General features: G+C 73.9%; 22 protein-coding genes and 1 pseudogene. 7 read left to right on the forward strand and 16 right to left on the reverse strand.

All coding sequences use genetic code 11. The features are described from left to right. Window positions 1–603: 603 nt before the first annotated feature. Window positions 604–1,743: a transcription termination factor Rho gene (rho, locus tag ACZ4NT_RS33180; protein WP_467728758.1), complete on the forward strand. Its 1,140-nt coding sequence runs from the start codon at window positions 604–606 to the stop codon at window positions 1,741–1,743. A 91-nt stretch (window positions 1,744–1,834) separates the two neighbouring features. Beyond that, on the forward strand, window positions 1,835–3,022 hold the full coding sequence (locus ACZ4NT_RS33185) for a D-alanyl-D-alanine carboxypeptidase family protein (protein WP_467728760.1): 1,188 nt from the start codon (window positions 1,835–1,837) through the stop codon (window positions 3,020–3,022). Window positions 3,023–3,074: 52 nt separating this feature from the next. On the opposite strand, the gene ACZ4NT_RS33190 is transcribed toward ACZ4NT_RS33185, so the two are convergent. The 7 genes from ACZ4NT_RS33190 to ACZ4NT_RS33220 form a co-directional block, all read right to left on the reverse strand. Further along, the gene (locus ACZ4NT_RS33190) at window positions 3,075–4,016 is read right to left on the reverse strand and encodes a glutaminase (RefSeq protein ID WP_121408295.1); all 942 of its coding nucleotides are present in this window, start codon (window positions 4,014–4,016) and stop codon (window positions 3,075–3,077) included. A gap of 37 nt (window positions 4,017–4,053) precedes the next feature. Then, window positions 4,054–4,884 carry an undecaprenyl-diphosphate phosphatase gene (locus tag ACZ4NT_RS33195; RefSeq protein WP_121408296.1) on the reverse strand — a complete coding sequence of 277 codons (831 nt, stop codon included), beginning with the start codon at window positions 4,882–4,884 and terminating at the stop codon, window positions 4,054–4,056. A 95-nt stretch (window positions 4,885–4,979) separates the two neighbouring features. Beyond that, on the reverse strand, window positions 4,980–5,354 hold the full coding sequence (gene crcB, locus ACZ4NT_RS33200; protein WP_467728763.1) for a fluoride efflux transporter CrcB: 375 nt from the start codon (window positions 5,352–5,354) through the stop codon (window positions 4,980–4,982). Then, window positions 5,351–5,731: a DUF190 domain-containing protein gene (locus ACZ4NT_RS33205; RefSeq protein ID WP_121408298.1), complete on the reverse strand. Its 381-nt coding sequence runs from the start codon at window positions 5,729–5,731 to the stop codon at window positions 5,351–5,353. The genes crcB (ACZ4NT_RS33200) and ACZ4NT_RS33205 overlap by 4 nt, the downstream gene beginning before the upstream one ends. Continuing rightward, window positions 5,728–6,228, reverse strand: coding sequence for a fluoride efflux transporter CrcB (crcB, locus tag ACZ4NT_RS33210; protein ID WP_121408299.1), 501 nt, complete (start codon window positions 6,226–6,228; stop codon window positions 5,728–5,730). Before crcB (ACZ4NT_RS33210) ends, ACZ4NT_RS33205 begins: the two co-directional genes overlap by 4 nt. A 177-nt stretch (window positions 6,229–6,405) precedes the next feature. Further along, window positions 6,406–7,386: an SMP-30/gluconolactonase/LRE family protein gene (locus ACZ4NT_RS33215; RefSeq protein WP_121408300.1), complete on the reverse strand. Its 981-nt coding sequence runs from the start codon at window positions 7,384–7,386 to the stop codon at window positions 6,406–6,408. A gap of 70 nt (window positions 7,387–7,456) precedes the next feature. Next, window positions 7,457–7,744 (reverse strand): ArsR family transcriptional regulator, encoded by a 288-nt coding sequence (locus tag ACZ4NT_RS33220; RefSeq protein ID WP_121408696.1) that lies wholly within the window; start codon window positions 7,742–7,744, stop codon window positions 7,457–7,459. Between the two features lie 279 nt (window positions 7,745–8,023). Between ACZ4NT_RS33220 and ACZ4NT_RS33225 the strand changes: the two are divergent. The 3 genes and pseudogenes from ACZ4NT_RS33225 to ACZ4NT_RS33235 all read left to right on the forward strand — a co-directional run. Then, window positions 8,024–8,351: pseudogene (locus tag ACZ4NT_RS33225) on the forward strand (substrate-binding domain-containing protein); the annotation flags it as partial. Between the two features lie 111 nt (window positions 8,352–8,462). Further along, window positions 8,463–8,816, forward strand: coding sequence for a VOC family protein (locus ACZ4NT_RS33230; RefSeq protein WP_121408301.1), 354 nt, complete (start codon window positions 8,463–8,465; stop codon window positions 8,814–8,816). A gap of 103 nt (window positions 8,817–8,919) precedes the next feature. Next, window positions 8,920–9,312 carry a MarR family transcriptional regulator gene (locus ACZ4NT_RS33235; RefSeq protein ID WP_121408302.1) on the forward strand — a complete coding sequence of 131 codons (393 nt, stop codon included), beginning with the start codon at window positions 8,920–8,922 and terminating at the stop codon, window positions 9,310–9,312. Window positions 9,313–9,408: 96 nt separating this feature from the next. On the opposite strand, the gene ACZ4NT_RS33240 is transcribed toward ACZ4NT_RS33235, so the two are convergent. Both ACZ4NT_RS33240 and ACZ4NT_RS33245 read right to left on the reverse strand, forming a co-directional pair. Continuing rightward, a complete protein-coding gene (locus ACZ4NT_RS33240; protein ID WP_121408303.1) occupies window positions 9,409–9,852 on the reverse strand; it encodes an SseB family protein in 444 nt (147 codons plus the stop codon). Between the two features lie 179 nt (window positions 9,853–10,031). Beyond that, window positions 10,032–10,652 carry a hypothetical protein gene (locus ACZ4NT_RS33245; protein WP_121408304.1) on the reverse strand — a complete coding sequence of 207 codons (621 nt, stop codon included), beginning with the start codon at window positions 10,650–10,652 and terminating at the stop codon, window positions 10,032–10,034. A gap of 198 nt (window positions 10,653–10,850) precedes the next feature. Between ACZ4NT_RS33245 and ACZ4NT_RS33250 the strand changes: the two genes are divergently transcribed. Next, window positions 10,851–11,507: a maleylpyruvate isomerase N-terminal domain-containing protein gene (locus ACZ4NT_RS33250; protein ID WP_467728768.1), complete on the forward strand. Its 657-nt coding sequence runs from the start codon at window positions 10,851–10,853 to the stop codon at window positions 11,505–11,507. 83 nt (window positions 11,508–11,590) lie between these two features. Here ACZ4NT_RS33250 and ACZ4NT_RS33255 read toward each other — a convergent pair whose 3' ends face one another. Continuing rightward, a complete protein-coding gene (locus ACZ4NT_RS33255) occupies window positions 11,591–12,547 on the reverse strand; it encodes a MerR family transcriptional regulator (protein ID WP_121408306.1) in 957 nt (318 codons plus the stop codon). A 94-nt stretch (window positions 12,548–12,641) separates the two neighbouring features. Here ACZ4NT_RS33255 and ACZ4NT_RS33260 point away from each other — a divergent pair, with 94 nt between their 5' ends. Continuing rightward, window positions 12,642–14,174 carry an alpha/beta hydrolase family protein gene (locus ACZ4NT_RS33260; protein WP_467728771.1) on the forward strand — a complete coding sequence of 511 codons (1,533 nt, stop codon included), beginning with the start codon at window positions 12,642–12,644 and terminating at the stop codon, window positions 14,172–14,174. 85 nt (window positions 14,175–14,259) lie between these two features. Here ACZ4NT_RS33260 and ACZ4NT_RS33265 read toward each other — a convergent pair whose 3' ends face one another. The 6 genes from ACZ4NT_RS33265 to ACZ4NT_RS33290 all read right to left on the reverse strand — a co-directional run bounded on the left by ACZ4NT_RS33265 (window position 14,260) and on the right by ACZ4NT_RS33290 (window position 20,499). Continuing rightward, window positions 14,260–14,631: a winged helix-turn-helix domain-containing protein gene (locus tag ACZ4NT_RS33265; RefSeq protein ID WP_121408308.1), complete on the reverse strand. Its 372-nt coding sequence runs from the start codon at window positions 14,629–14,631 to the stop codon at window positions 14,260–14,262. 261 nt (window positions 14,632–14,892) lie between these two features. After that, entirely contained in the window at window positions 14,893–15,270 is a 378-nt protein-coding gene (locus ACZ4NT_RS33270) for a DUF6479 family protein (protein ID WP_121408309.1), read from the reverse strand. A gap of 134 nt (window positions 15,271–15,404) precedes the next feature. Next, window positions 15,405–16,928 carry an FAD-dependent oxidoreductase gene (locus ACZ4NT_RS33275; protein WP_121408310.1) on the reverse strand — a complete coding sequence of 508 codons (1,524 nt, stop codon included), beginning with the start codon at window positions 16,926–16,928 and terminating at the stop codon, window positions 15,405–15,407. A 166-nt stretch (window positions 16,929–17,094) separates the two neighbouring features. After that, the gene (locus ACZ4NT_RS33280; protein ID WP_467728774.1) at window positions 17,095–18,426 is read right to left on the reverse strand and encodes an FUSC family protein; all 1,332 of its coding nucleotides are present in this window, start codon (window positions 18,424–18,426) and stop codon (window positions 17,095–17,097) included. Window positions 18,427–18,507: 81 nt separating this feature from the next. Continuing rightward, window positions 18,508–19,395: an SDR family oxidoreductase gene (locus tag ACZ4NT_RS33285; RefSeq protein WP_121408311.1), complete on the reverse strand. Its 888-nt coding sequence runs from the start codon at window positions 19,393–19,395 to the stop codon at window positions 18,508–18,510. Window positions 19,396–19,473: 78 nt separating this feature from the next. Next, window positions 19,474–20,499 (reverse strand): SDR family oxidoreductase, encoded by a 1,026-nt coding sequence (locus tag ACZ4NT_RS33290; protein ID WP_467728776.1) that lies wholly within the window; start codon window positions 20,497–20,499, stop codon window positions 19,474–19,476. Between the last annotated feature and the right edge of the window lie 474 nt (window positions 20,500–20,973).

Genomic DNA, 20,973 nt, shown 5'->3' on the forward strand with positions numbered 1-20,973 from the left:
CCGCCCTCGCCGGGACGCACACGATGACGGACCGCCGGTGGCCGACGAAGACGTGCGCCGGCCGCGACCCCTACCGCTGCCGCGGCCGGCGCCCGCGGCGGAGGACGCGACAGACTCCGGTTCGCGCGGTGTCGCCACCGAGGCGTCGCTGCGGCGGCACCCCGCCCACGACCGCAGGCCGTCGTGACCGCGGCCCGAGGCGTCCCCGCGTGGGGCCGTCCCCGCTCCCCGCCGGGAAGCCGACTCGACCGCCGATACCGGCCCCGACCTGCGAAGAGACCCAGGGGCACCCGGCGGGACCGAGTCACTTCCGCACTCGCGCACCGTTGTGTGGTACCTTGCCTTCAGCACTCGTGTACGCCCCCTTCTCGGGGTGCCGGTGCAGAATCTCTCTCCTCCAGCTGTGGCGCCCGTCCTCCGTGGACCGGCGGTCCCGGCTTCTCGGCAGCACACCTGAGCTCGGCCACGGACGTCCTCTTCGTCCGTCGTCCGTCCGCCGCACACCCGGTGGCGCCTCCCCGCCGCACGAGGCGTGAACAACTCCGCCTCACGGCCCCTCCCCCTCCCTCATGTCTTCATGAACCGTCCTGGAAAGGACCTCGCATGACCACCACACTCGAACACCCCCCGGTGAGGAAGCAGCTCCCGGCCCCGGCCTCCGGTGTCCTCGACATCGCGCACAACGGGCAGGGGTATCTGCGCCCCGCGAGCTGCGAACCCACACCGTCCGACGTACAGGTCCCCGCCGCGCTGATCCGCCGGCACGGCCTGCGCAAGGGCGACACCGTCGAGGGCCTGCGCGGCGGCGCCCGCACCCTCACCGACGTGCTGCTCGTCAACGGCAGCACACCGCAAACCCTGGGCCGCCGACCGCACTTCCGCGACCTCACCCCGCTGCACCCGCAGGAGCGACTGCGCCTGGAACATCCCGCGAGCGCCCTGTCCGGACGCGTGATCGACCTCCTGGCCCCCGTCGGCAAGGGTCAGCGGGGCCTCATCGTGGCCCCGCCCAAGACCGGCAAGACCGTGCTGCTCCAGCAGATCGCCGCGGCCGTCGCCGGCAACCACCCCGAGTGCCATCTGATGGTGGTGCTGCTCGACGAACGGCCCGAGGAGGTCACCGACATGCGGCGCTCGGTACGCGGCGAGGTCTTCGCCTCGACCTTCGACCGGACGCCGAAGCAGCACATCGCGCTCGCCGAGCTCGTCGTCGAGCGGGCGAAGCGGCTTGTCGAGGCGGGGCAGGACGTCGTCATCCTGCTGGACTCCCTCACCCGGCTGTGCCGGGCGCACAACAACGCCGCCGCCGGCGGCGGCCGCACCCTCAGCGGCGGTGTCGACGCATCCGCGCTGCAGGGCCCCAAGCAGCTCTTCGGCGCCGCGCGCCTGGCCGAGGAGGGGGGCTCGCTCACCATCCTCGCCACGGCCCTGGTGGAGACCGGCTCCCGTGCCGACGACTTCTTCTTCGAGGAGCTGAAGGGCACCGGAAACATGGAACTCCGCCTGGACAGGACCCTGGCCTCACGGCGCGTCTTCCCGGCCGTCGACATCGCCCCGTCCGGCACCCGGCGCGAGGAACTCCTCCTCGCCGGACCCGAGTTGGCGGCCGTACGCGGACTGCGCCGCGCCCTGCAGACCCGGGACGGCCAGACGAACCTCGAAACGCTCCTGGAGCGGCTGCGGGCCACCCCCGGCAACGCGGCCTTCCTGCGGCAGATCCAGCCCACCCTGCCCGCCGCCTGACACCCCCGCACATGCGGCATCCGGGTGCTGGATCCGCGCCGCTCGGCCCTGACACCCCGGCCGACGGCGCAACCATTTCTACGTTGATCATATGATCAACGGATTCTCATCCCGCGTCGCCGTCTCGTGCTCCGCCCTCTGTGCGGTCGGCGTGCTGGCCCTTGCGCCGGGCCCCGCCGCCGCCCGCGTCGGAACGGACCCGGGCGCGGCGAGACCCACGGCCGCCGCGTCACCGTCGCTGTACCGCTCCGGAACCCAGGTCCTGCCCCGCTCCGGGGCACCCGCACTCCCCCGGGTCTCCGCGCTGTCGTGGGTGGTGGCCGACGCCGGCACGGGCGAGGTGCTCGCCGGACACGACGCGCACCGCCCGCTGCCCCCGGCCAGCACCCTCAAGACCCTCTTCGCCCTCACCGTGCTGCCCGTGCTGCCCGGCGGTGTCCAGCACACCGTCAAGGAGGCGGAACTGGCGGGAATCGGCGACGGCAGCAGCCGGGTCGGGGTCGCCGAGGGCCGCACCTACAGCGTCGCCGACCTGTGGCGCGGCGTCTTCCTCAACTCCGGCAACGACGCCGTGCACGTCCTGGCCGCGATGAACGGCGGCTGGCACTCCACCGCCGCGCAGATGCAGGCCAGGGCCCGCGCCCTCGGCGCACTCGACACGCGCGTCGTCTCCCCCGACGGATACGACACCCCCGGCCAGGTGTCGTCCGCCTACGACCTCGCGGTGTTCGGCCGGGCCGGGCTGCGCAACCCGGACTTCGCCCGGTACTGCGCCACCGTGCGGGCGAAGTTCCCGGCCGGCGGGTGGGCGTACGACATCCAGAACACCAACCGGCTGCTCACCGGCGCGGACGGCGTGGCACCGTACCCGGGTCTGATCGGTGTGAAGAACGGCTACACCAGCCATGCCGGCAGCACGCTCGTGGCCGCCGCACACCGGGGCGGGCGCACCCTGGTCGTCACCGTGATGAACCCTCAGTCGGGCACGTCCTTCGCCGTGTACGAGGAGGCCCGCTCACTGCTCGACTGGGGCTTCGCAGCCGCCGGCCGGGTCACTCCGGTCGGTTCCCTCCTGCCGTCGCAGACCGAGCCCGCCGCCCCGTCGCCGTCCTCGTCGGCGGCCGCGCAGGCCGGGCCCGCCGCGCTGCCGCCCGCCCCCGCCGAGGAGAGCGGCGCCGACTGGTCGGAGACGGGAGCGATCGCGGGTGCGGCCGCTGTCGGCGCGGGCGCGGTGGCCCTGGCCCTGCGGGTCGGGCGCAACCGGCTCACACGCGGCTGAACCCCCGGCGGCTCCACGGGACCGAGGGCCGGGGCCGGGGGCGCCGCCGTGCTCAGAACACCGACAGCCCCGTCAGCGTGGTGAACCGGTCGAGGGCCGCGACCCCGGCCACCGAGTTGCCCCGTTCGTCGAGTCCGGGGCTCCACACGCACAGCGTGCAGCGCCCCGGCACGACGGCGATGATGCCGCCGCCGACACCGCTCTTGCCGGGCAGCCCGACACGGTAGGCGAAGTCCCCGGCCGCGTCGTACGTGCCGCAGGTCAGCATCACCGCGTTCACCTGCTTGGCCTGGCTGCGGCTGAGCAGCCGGGAGCCGTCGGCGCACACCCCGTGACGGGCGAGGAAACCGGTCGCCAGGGCGAGGTCCGCGCACGACGCCTCGACGGAGCACTGCCGGAAGTACTGGTCCAGGAGCACCGGCACCGGGTTGCCGATGTTGCCGTACGACGCCATGAAGTGCCCGAGGGCCGCGTTCCGGTCACCGTGCGCGGCCTCTGAGGCGGCGACGCCCGCGTCGAAGGTCAGCTCGCGGTTGCCGCTCTCGGCGCGCAGGAACTCCAGCAGCGCGTCCGCCGCGTCACCGGTCTGGGTCTGCAGCCGGTCGGTGACGACGAGGGCGCCCGCGTTGATGAACGGGTTGCGGGGGATGCCGTTCTCGTACTCCAGCTGCACCAGGGAGTTGAACGGGTTGCCGGAGGGCTCGCGGCCGACGTGCTCCCACAGTTCGTCGCCCTCGCGGGCCAGGTCGAGCGCCAGCGTGAAGACCTTCGTGATGGACTGCGTCGAGAACGGCCGCCGCCAGTCCCCCACGCCGTACACCGTGCCGTCCAGTTCCGCGACGGCCATCCCGAACCGGCGCGGGTCGCAGGCCGCCAGCGCCGGGATGTAGTCGGCGGGCCGCCCGCGGCCGGGCCGCTGCGCGATCTCGGTGGCGATGCGTTCCAGCACCGGCTGGAACATGAGGGACGACGAGGGCACGGGCATGATCGCCATTGTGCCGCGCGCGTGCCCGGCGGGCTCGTCCCGCGCGTCAGAGGACGCCCGCTCCGAGCAGTCCGAGCAGCAGGACGCCGACGGCGATCCGGTAGACGACGAAGGCGTTGAACGAGTGCTTGGCGACGTACTTCAGCAGCCAGGCGATGGAGCCGTACGCCACGACGAACGAGACGGTCGTGCCGGCCGCCAGCGGAGCGGCGCCCACCCCCGTGCCGAGCGCGTCCTTGAGCTCGTACAGGCCGGCGCCGGTGAGGGCCGGGATGCCGAGGAAGAAGGAGAGCCGGGTGGCCGCCACCCGGTCCAGGTCGAGCAGCAGCGCGGTCGACATCGTGGCGCCGGAGCGCGAGAAGCCGGGGAAGAGCAGGGCGAGGATCTGCGAACTGCCGACCAGCATGGCGTCCTTGAACGAGGTGTCGTCCTCGCCGCGCTTGTGCCGGCCCAGCCGGTCCGCCGCCCACATGACACCGCTGCCCGCGATCAGGGAGGCCGCGACCACCCACAGCGAGGCGAGCGGTCCCTCGATGAGCGGCTTGGCCGCCAGACCCACGACCACGATCGGCACCGTGGCGCAGATGACCCACCAGGCGAACTTGTAGTCGTGGGAGTGGCGCGCCTCCGGGTCGCGCAGTCCGCGGCCCCAGGCGGAGACGATCCGGACGATGTCCTTGAAGAAGTACACGAGCACGGCGGCGATCGCACCCACCTGGATGACCGCCGAGAAACCGACGACGGCGTCGTCGTCCACGGGAATCCCCATCAGCCCCTCGGTGATCTTCAGATGGCCGGTCGAGGAGACGGGCAGGAACTCGGTCACCCCCTCGACGGCTCCGAGGACGACGGCCTGACCGACGCTGATGACGCTCATGGGATCCCGTTCTGCTCAGGGAAGGAGTGCGGCGGGCACAGTCTTACTACACGGACGCGCCCCTCCCCGACCATCGCCGAACGGCCGGACAGGCCCTATCCCCACCACGCCTCGGCCAGGGCGGCCCCGGCGAACGCCGCACCGAGCCCCGCCGCCACGCTCGCGACGACGTTGGCCGCCGCGTGGAACCGGGCACCGCCCTCGGCCAGCCGCAGCGTCTCGTAGGAGAACGTCGAGTACGTGGTGAGCGCGCCGCACAGCCCGGTGCCGAGCAGCAGCTGGAGGTGCGAGGTCGCGGCGCCCGCGGCGGCGGCGCCGGTCAGCAGGCCGAGGACGAGGCAGCCGACGACGTTCACCGCGAAGGTGCCCCAGGGGAAGACGCTGTCGTGCCGGGACTGCACCGCGCGGTCCGTCAGATAGCGCAGCGGTGCGCCGACCACGGCGCCGGCGACGACGAGCAGCCAGTTCACAACGACCTCTTACCTTCCCCGCCCGTTTCGCCCGGCTCGCCCCCGCGGCCCGCGTACCGGATGACCTCGCAGTCGTCGAGGATCACGAGCCCCTCGGTGACCAGTTCGTCCAGTTGCGGCAGGAAGGCGCGTACGCGCTCCGCGGTGTCCACGATCACGATCGCGACCGGCAGGTCCTCGCTCAGGGAGAGCAGCCTGGTCGTGTGGATCAGGGAGGAGGCGCCGTAGCCCTCGATGCCCCGGAAGACGCTCGCGCCCGCGAGACCGGCGGCCCGGGCGCGGTGCACGATCTCCGTGTAGAGCGGTCTGCGGTGCCAGGTGTCGTTCTCGCCGATCAGGATCGTCACCCGCAGGGCGCTGCCCGTCAGCCTCGTCATCGCCGCCCCCTCGCCAGGGCACGGCGCGTCGCGGCCACCGCGAGCCACACCGCCGCGAGCGCCGCGCAGAGGGTCGCGGCGAGGTAGGCCATGCCCGTCGGGGCGTGTCCCGTGTCGACCAGCCGCTGGATGTCGACGGCGTACGTCGAGAAGGTGGTGAAGCCACCCAGTACCCCGGTGCCGAAGAACGGGCGCACCAGACGGTGGGCCGCCCACACCTCGGTGATCACCACCATGAAGACGCCGATCACGGCGCAGCCGGCCACATTGACGCCGAACGTGGTCCAGGGGAAGCCGCCGTGCTGCGCGGGCCACAGCAGGGAGGCACCGTACCGGGCGGTCGCGCCGATGCCGCCGCCGAGGGCGACCACCGCCACGATCGGGGACTGCTCACGCCAGGAGGAGCGACGGGCGGGCCGGGGCAGGACGACGTCCGGACCGGCGGGCCCGGAGGGGGAGGCGGGCACGTCCGTCCGCTCGGGATGGGGCACTGTCATGGACGTACGACTCCTCCTCGCCGGGCGCCGGCGGACCGGGCGCACGACCTCGCCGGGGAGGGACCGTCGGCGGCACCCCCGCCGCGGTCCGGGCGGGGCGGGCCCCACCGCCGCACCGCGGACAAGATCACGGCCGGTGAACAGCGTAACTCCGGGTGTGCCGCCCGCGCACGCGGGTCAGCGCCCGGCAGACGGCGCTTCGCAGACCGCGACGCCCTTCTCCCAGAGGCTGCCGAGGACGAGCAGGCCGTCGGCCTCGCACACGCTGGTCACCATGCGGAAACGGGAGTGGCGGCGCTCCAGGTGGTGCACGGTCCGTCCGTCGTCGTCGACGGCCAGGACCGCGGCGAACCCGGTCGGGCGGAAGGGGGCGTGCACCGCCACCCGGGCCGCCGCGCGCCGTACGGCGGGGCCGCGCCGGTGCAGGAGTTCCAGGGCGCCGACCCGGGGTCCGGCCAGCGCCACCCAGATGAGGCCGTCAGGGCCGCGCCAGATGTTGTCGGGCTGCCCGGGAAGGTCGCCGACGAAGGTCTCCGTCCGCCCGGCCTCCGGTCCGGTGAGCCGGTGACGGACGAGGCGGGCGGCCCCGGTCTCGGCGACGACGAGGAACGACTCGTCGGCCGCCGGGGCGAGCCCGTTGGCGAACTGGAGCCCTTCCAGGACGACTTCGGGTTCCTTGTCGCCCGGCGCGAGGCGCAGCAGACGGCCGGATCCGGTGTGTTCGACGAGGTCGCCGATCCAGTGCTCCAGCGGGTGGTGCCGACTGGAGACGGTGAAGTAGACGGTTCCGTCGGAGAGAGCGACCGCGTTGCTGCAGAACCGGAGCGGCTCGCCGGCCACCGAGTCCGCCAGGACGCGTACGGCCCCGTCCTCCAGGCCGACCCTGAGCAGTCCCCTGCGGGCGTCGCAGACCAACAGGCCGCCGTCCGGGAGCAGTTCCAGGCCCAGCGGCCTGCCACCGGTCTCGGCGAGCGTCTCGATGCGCGCCGGACCGGGCCCGGCGAGGCCGTCCAGGCGCAGGATGCGGCCGTGCTCGTCGCCGGTGAGCACCCGGCCGCGGCCGTCGGCGACCACGTCCTCGGGTCCCCGGCCGCCGATCCCGACGTAACGGCGAGGCGTGAGCGCGGCGGGGTGCCGGTGGTCGGGCGACGGGGCCATGAGTGTCTCCGGTCGGTCGTGGGGCGGGGTACGGGTGGTGCCCTCACCGGGTGTCCGGCGGGGGCAGCGGCTACCAGCCCTTCTCGAAGAGGTGCTTGACCTCGGCGATGCGGTACTCGTCGCGCCGGTAGACCGTACGTCCCGCTCTCCGCTCGGTGCGCAGGAGCCCCAGCCGGGCGAGGAGTTCGAGGTGCGCTCTCGCCACGGGCAGGCTCATGCCGAGTGCGGCGGCGACGGAGGCGGGGCTGACGGCTTCCACGTCCCGGTCGCGGAGCGGGCGGCGCGGACGGACCCCGGCGGGATCCTTCATCCACTCCAGGATGTCCAGGCGGTCTTCACCGGCGGGTACCTTCAGCATCTCGTCCCCCTCCGTCGCGGCTTCTCCGGCCACTGTCCCGCGTCCGGCGGCGGCGCGCAGGGCCCTTCGGTCCTTTGGCGGAGGCCGAACGGGCAGAAACAGCCACCGGGGCAGCCTTCGCGGACCCGTTCGCGCTCACGGGCCCGGCTGCCGCGGCAGCCGGGCCCTCCGGCGCGCTCAGCGGCGGCGGAACCACGACATGGCCGGAAGGGCCCCGTCTTCGCAGTCGAAGAGCGCCTGGTTCTCATAGCCGTTGCCGGACGCCGGGCCCTTGGGGTCCGGGCGAGCGGCGAGGCGGGGCCCGAACGGCTGCTGGCCCTCGCGCCGGACATGGACGGGGTCTTCGTCGCCTCCGGTCCGATGGCGCAGGGGGTGCTCGCGGCCCCGCACAAGGCGGGGCGCCGGGTCCCGCAGGACCTGGGGGTCGGCGGTTTCGACGACTCCCCCGCGGCCACCTCGGCCTCGCCCGCCCTCACCAGCCATCCGCCAGCCCCGGGACCGGATCAGCGCCGAGATGGTGCGGGTCCTGCTCGCCCGGGTCGAGGGCGAGCAGGACCCGGCCGCGGTGATCCTGCCGACGGAGCTGGTGCGGCGCGAGTCGACGTGAGAGCGGAACGACGACCGGTCAGGATCGGAGAAGCGGTCCGCCCTCCCCCGTTCTAGCGTGGAGGGGCCGGCGCGGGAAGGCCGGCTCTCAGCGATCTCGGAGGAGTACGCCATGACCGCCGGCCTCACGACCGTCATCTATCCCGTCAAGGACCTCGCGCAGGGCAAGGCCCTCTTCCGTGCCCTGCTGGGCGTGGACCCGTACGTGGACGAGCCCTACTACGTCGGCTTCCGGGCGGCCGGGCAGGAGATCGGGCTGGATCCGGGCGGCCACGCCAAGGGCATGACGGGCCCGGTGCCGTACTGGAAGGTGGCGGACGTCAAGGCCTCGCTCGCGGCGCTCCTCGACGCGGGGGCCCAGACGCTCCAGGACGTCCAGGACGTCGGCGGCGGCAGGCTGATCGCCTTCGTGAAGGACGCGGACGGCAACCTGATCGGCCTGCTCCAGGACCCCGCCGGTTCCTAGTCCGGCACGGGCGCGTCCATGAGGGCGGGCCGGGGCGCGGACTCCATGCACCTGCAGTAGTTGCGTGGTCAATGAATGGCCGGATGTCTGTTACCGTGCATATATGGCAGCCAAGACGTCCGGCGCCCGCCTTGAAGAGCAGTGGCGGGACATCCTGTCGGTGCACGCGCGCACCATGTGCGAGATCGACCGTGCCCTGCATCCGCACGGCCTCGGTGCCAGCGACTTCGAGGTACTGGACATCCTCGCCACCGGCGCCGCGGCGGACGCGGGTGAGCAGTGCCGCGTGCAGAACATCGCGGGCCGGGTCCATCTGAGCCAGAGCGCGCTGTCGCGTCTGATCGGCCGGCTGGAGAAGGAGGGGCTGGTCGAGCGCACCGTCTGCCAGGAGGACCGGCGCGGAGTGTGGGTCGCCCTCACCGCCAAGGGCCGCGACCTGCACGCCGAGGCGCTCCCCCTGCAACGGGCCGCGCTCGCCCGCACGCTGGACGCCTGACGGTTCCCTCGCGCGGCGGCCGCCACGAGGAGCATGTGGGACGGGCCCGGCCACTCCCCTCCTGGACGGCGGCCGGGCCCGGACGGCGCGCGGCGGTTACGCCCGCGGCCGGGCCAGAAGGGTGCGGACGCCCTCGGAGGTGAGGGTCAGACCGTGCGGCGAACTGGCGTCGATGGTGAGCGACAGATCGCTGGTGGGCCACTGCGAGGCGAGTGCTCCCAGCGGCACGAGACGGTAGCGCGAGACGGAGGGAAGCAGGCCGGCCATCTCCACTTCGGAGGTGAACACCGGGACCACCTGCTCACCACCCGGCTGGTCCAGCACGGGCAGGGCCACGGCCGAGGGGTCGACCGCGTCCTCCTCGGCGGCGTCGTCGGGTACGGGGACGAGGACGTCGCTCCCGGCCAGCGTGTCCAGCGCCACCACGTCCTGGGTATTGCGGGCGAGGGTGTCCAGCGCCTCCTGCGCCGGAGTCGCGGGCACGGGGGCCGCGGCGTAGTCCTCCACGGGTCCGGTGTGGTCGTTCGAGGGTGTCTCCATGGCTGATTCCCAGGTAGTACGGACGGGCCACCCGGGACAAGATCGCCCCGGGGCGCAACCCCCGTCGCGTACCCGGACCCGGCCGGGGCATTCCTGGGAATCACGGATCGGGCCCGGACGCGGGCGGGGTGCGCCGCGCGTCCGGGCCCGTCCCGCACCCGTCCGTGCCGGGCCCGTGCTCAGTAGAGCTTGTTGACGGCCCTGACGGTCGTCTTCTTGAAGTCCTTCACCTGGGCCTGCTTGAAGGTGCCCATCTGCGACCACTTCACCAGCGTCACCGTGGTGCCGTCCCGGCCGACCGAGAACAGACTGATGTCGGAGGCACCCCAGGAGGTCTCGGTGTGGACCCCGTAGACGTGGGCTCCCTCCTCCACCTTCAGCTTGCCGTAGTACTTCTGCGTCGCCGTCACCTCGGGGTCCTGCTCCATCAGCTGCTCGGCACAGCCGTCGAGACCCTTGCGCAGCAGGGCCGCGAAGTCCTTGGCCCGCTTCTCGCTGCGCTCCGTGACGGTGACCTGCAGCGCGTTGGTGTCGTAGTCGGTCCAGTAGGTGCGGTGGCTCGCGATCGACGGCAGCGCCTCCCCGACGCAGATCGGCAGCGGGTCCGGCTGACCGGCGGTCACGTCCCCCGCGTACCAGGCGGACGACGGATGCGGCGGCAGCTCGCCGGGCGACAGGAAGCGGGGTGTGCCGGACGCGGACCGGACGGCGGCGCTCGCCGGGACGGCGGTCGCGGTCACCACGGCGCCGACCGCCAGAGCGGCCAGGACGAGCCGCGTGCCACGGGTGCGGATGTTCATGTCTCCCCCAGTTGATGGTTCGTCATCAGGCGTGTGCGGTCCCTCCGAAGAATGCCTCCGGCCGACCACCACGCCCCGTACGACCCGCCAGGGCGCCCGATCGTTGCCCCGCACCCGCGCTACGGATCCGTCCCGAATGTCACCGGAGGGCAACAGGCGCCCCCGCGCGCCCCTCCGCCCAGGCACTACCGTGCCGACGTGGATCTCTTCTCGCTCACGTGGACAGCGCTGCGCGCGGCGGTCGCCGCCCTTCCGGACGAGGACTTCGCCCGGCCCTCGGGCTGCACCGGCTGGCTCGTACGGGACCTGGTGTGCCATCTGGTGATCGACGCCCAGGACGTCCTGATCACCCTGGCGACACCCGCCGTGACGGAGCCGACCCGCGACGCCCTGTCGTACTGGGAGGTCACCGGTACACCACCGGCCGGGGACGATCCGCTCGACGCGCTGACCGTCCGGCTGGCGGCCGCCTACGAGGAAGCGTGGCTGCTGAGGTTCCACCTCGACGACGTCGGCTCCGCAGCCGGCCGTGCCGCCGCACTGGCCGACCCGGAGCTCCGGGTGGGCACCCGCGGGCAGGTCCTCACGGCCGCCGACTACCTCTCGGCGTACGTCCTGGAGTGGACGCTGCACCACCTCGACCTGGTCGCGCACCTGCGGCACGTGCCGGGACCGCCGGCGGAGGGGCTCGCCCGGTCGCGCGCGATGCTGGAAGCGATCGCCGGGACGGACTTCCCGGCGGCGTTCACCGACGAGGACGCCCTGCTGGTGGGCACCGGACGGCGCGCGCCGACCGCCGCGGAGCGGGCGGCGCTGGGCGAAACGGCCGCGCGACTCCCGTTCGTCCTCGGCTGACGGCCCGGCGGGGCGGTGCCGTCGCCTCTCGCCCGGCCCCGTGCCCGCGAGTGCCCGGTGCCGTGCCCCGGCGGTCGTGGTTCTCAGGCCGCCGCGACGCGGGTCTGCGCCTCCAGCGCCGCGAGCAGCCAGTCGTGCGCGGAGCCGGGGGTGGGCTCCGTCCGGCCGCCCGGCGGGGTGATCACCTCGGCCACCAGCTCCCAGTACCGGTCGATGCGCGGATCGGCCGCCAGCTGCCGAGCCAGTAGGCGCCGGAAGTCCGGGGTGTCGCGGGCGCCGTAGGCGCTGACGTACGCGGCCACGAAACCGTCCAGTGCCTCGCCCGGGTGCGGTGCCCGGTCCCGCCGCAGCTGCACGCCCGCCAGCTCGTACGCCTCGGCGAGCCCCGCGTACAGCACCGCCGCCCCGCGGACACCGGCGCTCCGGTGCGCCTCCGGCTGGGGCCGTTCCCCGCCCGGGCACGGCCCGAGCGTCAGGGCGTTCAGCCGGGCGAAGGCGAGGACCTGGGCCGGTTCGGGATCCTCGGGCGGCTGCGGCACGGCCACCTCCAGGAACGCGGCCGTCGACCGGGCCGGCATCCGCGGCGGCAGCCACGCCCGCCAGAACCGGGCCAGCGGAGCCGTGCTCGGCGGGACCGCCATGGCTCCGACCAGGAGGAGCCGTTCGGACCGCTCACCGGGAGGGCATTCCTGCACCAGCCGCAGCGCCGCCTCCCGCCAGCGCAACTCCCTGAGCCGGGAACCGAGTTCGCGCAGCTGCCCGGCGACGGCGTCCTCCAGGACCCCGCCCGGCGCACCGGCCCCCTCCTCCTCGTCGAGGATGCGGCGCACCTCGGGCAGCGGCAGGTCGAAGGAGCGCAGGGAGCGGATCAGACGCAGCCGGGCGAGTGCGTCCGGGCCGTACCGGCGGTGTCCGCCGGAGCTGCGGGAGGCCTCGGGAAGCAGCCCGCGGTCCGAGTAGAAGCGAACGGTCTTGACGGTGACGCCCGCCTGCTCGGCGAGTTCACCGATGCTGCACAGACCGTCGTGCGACGAGAACACTTGAACCTCCCTCAGGGGGAGTTCCTACCGTACCGGCGAGCGCGGCCGGGTGATCGGGACGGGTCGCGGACGACGACGTACGAGGGAGCGGACCATGACCGTTTTCGTTCTGGTGCCGGGCATGTTCACCGGCGCGCACGTGTGGGAGGAGACCGGCGCGCGGCTGGCCGCGGCGGGCGCCGAGGTGCACGCGGTCGCCCTCACCGGACTGGACGGCCCCCGGGCCGCCGCGGACGCCGCCGTCGATCTGGAGACGCATGTCGCGGACGTGCTCCAGGTGATCGACGCGGCCGGTGCGACGGCGGGCGACCCGGACATCGTGCTGGTCGGTCACGACTACGGCATCCATCCGGTGAGGGCCGCGGCCGACCGGCGGGCCGGCCGCATCGCCCGGATCGTGCACCTGGACGCGGGGATGCCGCAGGACGGCGACCCGGCCCTGGCCGCGGTGCCCGACCAGTCGCTGCGGAGGCGGCTGGCCGGGCACGCGCCGGGCGGTGCGGCCCAGGCCGCCCACGGGGCGCTGCCTCCGCCGTCCCGCGACGGGTGGCAGTCCTGGGGCAGCACCGCGGGTGTCCCCGACGCGGCGCTGGACCGGCTGACCGCCCTCGCCGCCCCGCAGCCGCTGGGCACCCTGCTCCAACCGCTGCGGCTGACCGGTGCGGTCGCCGCGGTGCCCAGTACCGGCGTGCTCTGCACCGGCAACGGCGTGAGCATCGAGTTGGTGCAGATCCAGGTGGACCTGGGCGACCCCGCCCTGCGGACGCTCACCGATCCGCGTGTCACCTTCTTCGAACTTCCCACCGGACACTGGCCGATGCTGTCGTGCCCCGGGGCACTCGCGGAGGTCCTGCTCTCGGCGGCGGCCGGCGAGGGCCACCGGCTGAAGGCACCCGGCCCGGCCGAACCGCCCGCCCATCTGCGGCCGTTCCTGCTGGACGTGCCCGAACTCCCGCGCGAGCGGCGGGAGAACGTCGACCTGTACCTGCCCTCGGCCGAGGGCCCGCGTCCGGCGGTGGTCTTCGTGCACGGGGGCCCGGTGCCCGCCGGGGCCCGGCCGACCCCCAGGGACTGGCCGACCATGACGGGATACGCCCGCCACGCGGCGGACCGGGGTGTGGTGGGAGTGACGCTCGACCACCGGCTGCACAGCGTGGACGACTACGCGCGCGCCGCCGCGGACGTGGCCGCCGCCGTGGAGGTGGTCCGGGCCGATCCGCGCGTCGACGCGGACCGGATCGCGCTCTGGTTCTTCTCGGGCGGCGGCCCGCTCACGGCGGAGTGGCTGGATGCGCCCCCTTCGTGGCTGCGCTGCCTGGCGGCCACCTACCCGGTACTGGTGCCGCTGCCCAACTGGGGCCTGGACGACAGCCGTTTCCACCCGGCGAAGGCGGTGGCGGGCGCGGGCGCCCTGCCGCTCGTACTGACCCGTGTGGGACTGGAGGCACCGGAGATCGCCGCCACCGTCGAGGAGTTCCTCGTGGCGGCCGAGGACTGCGGGGCGGCGGTGGAGGTGATCGACGTACCGCGGGCCCGCCACGGCTTCGAGAGCCTGGACGCCGTCGAGGAGTCACGCGAGGCCGTGCGCCGCGCGATGGAGTCGGTGGTGGCGCACCTGACGGCCTGAGCGGCGACGGGGGCGTTCCGCGGAACCGGCCGACCCTTCCCCGGGGCCGCCCGCGTCATGGCGGGCGGCCCCGCACGCCGTGGGCTCAGTGGTCGACCTTCGGACTGCGCGTGTGCTCGGGTTCCGCCTCCTGCCGGGGCCGCTGCTCCGTGTGCCGGCGGTCGTGCCGGGCCAGGAGGGACAGCAGATCCCCCACCGCCAGACCGGATTCCGCGGGGTGCCTGAGGATGGTCCCCTTCTCGATGCGGTACTCGTTGGAGCGGCCCTGCCGGGTGTGCGTGAGATACCCGTCCTGCTCCAGATCGGAAATGATCTTCTGGACCGCGCGCTCGGTGAGCCGGCAACGGGCGGCGATGTCGCGGATCCGGGTGGTGTGATCCTCGGCGATCGCGGCCAGCACGCGGGCGTGGTTGGTGAGGAAGGTCCAGCCTGTGTGTGTCTCCGGTACTCCGCCCATCGCCCCAGCATACGGCGAGGCATTCGCGTATACAAAAGGGCGAAACGGAGTTCACGTATCCCGGGACGGGTCAGAGGGTGCGGCCCGCGCGCCCCCGCAAGGCGTCGGCACGGGGGCCGTCGCTCCACCGGCCGGTGCGGGCCGGAAAGGGCGGAGCCCTCCGCGCCTCGCGGCGTCGGAGAGCTCAGCGGGGCTGCCCTTCCGAACCCCGTGCCGTTCGAGTCCCCCCACGTGTCCCCCTCATGCGCCGGGAGCTCGGGGTCAGGTGCGGCCGGAACCGCCGCTGCCGAAGGAACCGCTGGAGCCGGAGTCCCAGCGGGGCCGCGGCTGGTCCTGATCGCCGGAGGTCCTGCTTCCGGACTGGTGGACCTGCTGCGGACGCAGCCGCTCGCTCTCGTCCGCGGCCCGGGGAACCTCGTCCGGCTCCCGGGTCTCCCTGGTCTCGCGGACGGCACCGGTCGGCGGCAGCGTCGGCTGCTCCTCGGGCTTCGGGGGCCCGGGTTCGCGGCGCCGCACCTTGATGCCGAGCCGGACCGCCCAGATCAGCGCACCGGCGATGATGAGTCCGCCCACGAAGGCGCCCATCACGCCGAACGCAGCGTCCTTGAAAACAGCCAGGTCGTATCCCGTCGCATCCATGGGTGCCGGGTACCCCGCAGCAAACAAGTAATCCACCTCCACTCCTCACCGACCCCCGCTGACCTCCGCGTCTTCGGTCCCCGCCGCGGCGGGGACCGCCACCACCCCAGGCCGGGCGGCAACGGCACACGCGATCAGATGTCCCGTCGTTCCAGCGGGCTGGTGGCGGGACCCTGGACGATCTCGCCGTCCGTGCCGAAGCGCGAACCGTGGCAGGGGCATTCCCAGGTCCGCTCCGCCCGGTTGAAGGCCACCAGGCAGCCGAGGTGCGTGCAGCGCGCGGAGACGGCGTGCACCTGTCCGCTGTCGTCGCGGTAGACCGCACACCGCCGGCCGTCGACGCGCACGACCGCCCCGTCGCCGGGAGCGATGTCGTCCACCGAGTGCGCGGGCCCCGAGGAGAGCCGGTCGCCGACGAAGTGGCGGGCGACCTTCGCCTGGTTCTTGAGGAAGGCCGGGGCCTCGCGCACCGCCGACAGCACTCGCCTCGGGTCGTAGAGGTCGCTCCACGGCGACTTCTCACCGCTCACCAGCGCCGCCAGCAGCCGGCCCGCCATGATGCCCCCGCTCAGGCCCCAGCCGCCGAAGCCGGTGGCCACGTACGCGTGCCGGCTGCCCGCGTGGAGCGGCCCGACGAGCGGCACGGAGTCGCTGGAGTCGTTGTCCTGGGTGGCCCAGCGGTGGGTGAAGGAGAGCTCTCCGAAATGCCCGGTGGCCCATGCGGCGAGCCGCCCGAACCGCTCCTCGACGTCGGCGGTGCCGGGCGTGAAGTGCTCGCCGGTGACGATCAGGAGCCGCTGCCCTTCCCGGTACGGGGCGGTGCGCAGCGAGCGGGTGCCCTGCTCCTTGGTGATGAACATGCCGTCAGGATCGAGGTCGGCCGACAGCGGTGCGGTCAGGACGAGTTCGCGGCGCGGCGAGAGCCGGGTGAAGAGCAGGGCCCGGTCGAAGATCGGGTAATGGGTGGCGACGACGACGTCCCTCGCCGTGACCACGGCCCCGTTCTCGGTGGTGACCTGACAGGGCTCGCCCTCCTTGAGTCCGACGACCCTGGTCCGCTCGTGGATCACCGCGCCCCGGCGGCGCAGGTCGTCGGCGAGTGCGAGGAGGTATTTACGGGGATGGAACTGCGCCTGCTCCGTGACCCGGACCGCGCCCGCGACCGGGAACGGCAGGCCCGTCTCCGTCACGTACTCGGCGGGCAGTCCGGCCTCCCGCGCCGCCCGGGCCTCCTCCTTCAGCTCGTCGACGCCCGAGGGGTCCTGCGCGAACGTGTAGGCGGCGGTGTCCTCCCACTCGCAGTCGATGCCGAGTTCGTCCACGACCTCCGCCGCGTGCCTGATGGCGTCCGTCTGGGAACGCGCGTACAGCCGGGCCGCATCGGCTCCCCGGATGCGCCGCAGCCGTGCGTAGACGAGGGTGTGCAGCGCGCTGAGTTTGGCGGTGGTGTGGCCGGTGACGCCCGCGGCGATCCGGTCGGCCTCCAGCACCGCCACGCTGCGGCCCCGGCGGGCCAGTTCCCAGGCCGTGCTGAGACCCGCGATCCCCGCGCCGATCACGGCGACGTCGACGGTGATGTCCGCGTCCAGGGACGGCAGGTCCGGGGCCGGCGCCGTCTCGATCCAGTACGACTTCTGCTCGTCCGCGTACGTGTTCATGGGCCCCGGGTTCCCAGCCCGTCGCGGCCGAAGCGCCGCGGTGCCCGGATGGCCCAGCGGCCTGCGCGGGGCCTCCCGCGCGCCGGCCCGCGACGGGAACCGGGACATCCTCGCGGATCACCGGAGCGCGGGACGCAGGCCCGCTCACCCGCCGGGACGGCGCGACTCAGCGGCCCGCGGGCTGCTGTTCCACGTGCTCGCGCGCCGGGGCCACCGCGTCGAAGGCCGAACCGGGGTCCGCACTGCGCAGCAGGGCCGACAGGAGCCGCCGGGTGTCGGCGAGCACCCCGCCCGTGGTCGGGGTGAGCACCCGGCGCCCGTCCGCGGTCGCGGCGGTGAGACGGCGGTGCGCCGCGGAGGCGCGGGCCAGCGCGCGCCTGCACCGGTGGGTCCGGTCGTCGCCGTACGGCGGGCCGTCCGCGAGGTGGCCGTCGTCGTGCCGTGCGCCGTCCGTGAGGTGGTCGTCGAGCAGGCAGACGTCGCCCGCCGCGCGCAGCAGTGTCGCCAGTGCGTCGCGTGCCTCGGCCGGGAGCGGGGGCCGGACGGCGGCCTCGGCCAGCGTGCGCATGGTCCGCACGAGATGCTCGGTGACCTGGTCCCAGACGAAGTCCCAGGCGGCCGGGGGTTCCGGCGGGACCCGCCGCAGCCGTCGCGCCGGGTTGATCCGGTAGCTCTCGTCCGACCAGCGCCGTGCCTCGCGCAGCTCGGTCACCCTGTCGGTGAGGCGCTGCGCGCTCTCGTACCAGTGGCGGGCGTGTTCCTGGTCGTACTCCTCGGCCAGCTCGTCGGCCACATGGTGCAGCAGGTCGCCGCAGGACCGCGGGAGTTGTTCGCGGAGCTGGGTCACGCGCCGGGTGTGGACGGGCGGGAGGACCAGGGCGTTGACACCGATGCCGATGACCGCGCCGAGCAGCGTCTCCAGCAGCCGGTGCAGGATGTCGGCGCCGGTGTAGGAGCCGTAGACGAGGACGAACAGCGCGGCGGTCGGTGCGTAGAGGCCGTTGGACCCGAAGCGTGCGTAGTTGCCGAGGAGGACGGTGACCGGCAGCGCCAGGGCCATCGCGGCCATCTCGTTGTGCGTGAGCACGCCCGCCCCGGCGGCCAGCAGGGTGCCCACCAGCACCACGACGAGCTGCTGGAGCGCGGACAGCAGGGAGCGGTAGACGGTGTTGTGCATGAGGAACAGCGCCGTCCAGGGCGCCAGCAGCGCCATCGGCGCGTCCCACCACCAGCCGGCCACCGCCCACGCCAGCAGCGCGGCCGCCGCCGCCTTGAGGGACTGTACGGCGGTGTTGCGTTCGGAGCCGGCCTCCGTGAAGGCCCGGTGCACCGAACGCGAGATCTCCCGCAGTTCCCATTTCAGGGTGTGCAGGACGACGCGGCGTTCCTTGCCGGACGTCTGTCGGGTCGCCCGCTGTTCCACCGTGCTCCTGTCCTCGTGGTCGTGCCCGGCCGGCGTCTCGGCCCGCCCGGCCTCGTCGTCCGTCGTGTTCGGCAAGCGTTTCGGGTACCCGGCCGGGGTCGTACGCGCTGCCCGCCAGGTGGTCCGGCCCCGTGAGCCGGGCCGTCCGTCGCCCGGTCAGGGCAGCGGCGTCCCGCCCGTGGCGTTCATGATCTCCGCGGTGATGAAGCTCGCCTGCTGCGAGGCGAGGAAGACGTACGCGGGGGCCATCTCGGCGGGCTGGGCGGGCCGTCCCAGCGGGGCCTGCTTCCCGAACTCGGCCGTGTCGGGCATCGTCGCGGGGATCAGCGGTGTCCAGACGGGGCCCGGGGCCACCGCGTTCACGCGGACGCCGTCGCCGGCGACCATCTGCGCGAGGCCCTGGGTGAACGTCACGATCGCGCCCTTGGTCATGGCGTAGTCGAGGAGGTGCGGGCTCGGCTTGTAGGCCTGGACGGACGTGGAGTTGATGATCGAGCCGCCCTCGGGGATGTGCGGCAGGGCCAGCTTGCACAGCCAGAACATGCCGTACAGGTTCGTGCGCACCACCCGGTCGAACTGCTCCGTGGAGATCGCGGAGATGCCGTCCGGCTGGGACATCTGGTACGCGGCGTTGTTGACCAGGATGTCGATCCGGCCGAATTCCGCGACGGCGCGCTCGACCAGGCGGCGGCACTGCTCCTCCTCGCGGATGTCGCAGGGCACCGCGATCGCCTTGCGTCCGGCGTCCTCCACCAGCCGCGCGGTCTCCCGGGCCTCGTCGGCCTCCTCGGGCAGGTGGGTGAACAGGACGTCCGCACCCTCGCGGGCGTAGGCGAGGGCCACGGCCCGGCCGATGCCGGAGTCCCCGCCGGTCAGAAGTGCCTTGCGGTCCGTCAGCAGGCCGCTGCCCCGGTAGGACTCCTCGCCGTGGTCCGGCGGCGGGTCCATGGGGCCGGTCCACCCGGGGTGCTGCTGGTCTTGTTGCGGGAAGTCGGGCCGCGGGTGCTGGTCGACGGGGTTCTGCTGCCGCCCGTTGTCACTCATGGGTACTGCCTTTCCTGCTGGGGGGAAGCGCGGCGCACGCGCCGGCTCGTGAGTGCCCAGGAGCGCGCGCCCCACACGTCAGCCCACGGTGTGTCCCTGCAGCGGGGCCGTGTCCGCTCCCGCACCGCTCCGCATGCCCTCCAGCAGCTCCTCCAGCGCCTCGACGGCGGTGTGCCGCGGCTGCCAGCCGAGCTCGGTACGGGCGCGCGTGCAGTCCAGCAGGGGGGCCCGCAGGACGGCGTCGAACAGCTGCGGCGACGCCGGCAGCAGGTGCAGGGCCCAGGCCGCCGCGAGCCCGGCACGGGCCACCGCGCTCGGCAGGCGCACGGTCCTGGCGTGGAAGAGTTCCGCGAGGACGCCGGCGTCCAGCGGCGGGTCGGCGGCGATGTTGAAGGGGCCCCGCACGTCGCCGAGAGCCGCGAGGCGGTAGGCCTCCGCCGCGTCGTCGGTGTGCAGGGCCTGGAAGCGCAGCCCCGGGATGTCCGGGACGACCGGCAGTGCCTCGGGCTTCAGCGCGGGCCCCGGCAGGAAGCGCCCGCCGAAGATGCGCCGCTGCTCACTGGCCGACTCCCGCTTGAACAGGAATGCCGGCCTCATCCGCACGACGCGCGTCCCGGGGTGTTCCCGTTCGAAGGTGTCGAGGACGCGCTCCAGGTAGGCCTTCTCCCGGGTGTAGGCGGCTCCGGGCCAGCCGTGCGTGGGCCAGGACTCGTCGACGGCGCGGCCGTCGGGGCCGGGTGAGTAGGCACCGACGGAGGAGGCGTGGATCAGCGCCGGGACACCCGCCTCGGCGACGGCCTCGAAGACCCGGGCGCTGCCCAGGACGTTGGTGCGCCAGGTGACCGCCGGGTTCCGGGCGGGCTGGAACTTCCAGGCGAGGTGGATCACGGCGTCCGCGCCGCGGAACAGCTCGACCGGGTCGGTGTCCTCCGCCAGGTCCACGGCCTTCCACGTGGTGCGGGGCGGCGACCAGTCCGGGACCCGGCGCGCGAGCCCCACCACGGATCCGACCCCGGGATCCTCGCTCAGCAGCCGCACCACGCTGGTGCCCACGTTGCCGGTGGCCCCGGTGACGACGATCTTCTTTCCGGGTGAGTCCGTCACGTCGCGAGTCCTCTCGTGCGGTTCCGGAGCGATGCGGCTCCGTCGGTGGCGCCGCCCGGCCGAAGCACCCGGGGGCGGGGCCCGGTCGGAGCGGCTGTCCGGGTTCCCCCGTGGCACCGCCCCACACGAACGCCCCCGGCGGGGCTCCGCCCCGGGCCGGGTCGCCACGCCGGCAGGCGCGGCAGGCGCGGCAGGCCTGCTCGACGGGTCCCTGGGTGGCCGACCGGCCGTCCGGCTCACACACGTCGTCGAGCATCGGGCACGCCGGGAGAGTCCCCCCGCGGCCGGCGCTTCGGGCACACACCCCTCCGGGGGCCGTCGGCGCAGGGGCCGGGCGCCGTGCCTCCCCGCCGGAGGTGTCCCCGACCGTGCGGATACGGGGCAGGGGGGGGGGGGGGGGGGGGGGGGTCCCCCCCCCCCCCCCCCCCCCCCCCCCCCCCCCCTCCCCCCCCCCCAAACAAACAAAACCCCAGA

Source organism: Streptomyces sp. NPDC026417 (assembly GCF_055567695.1).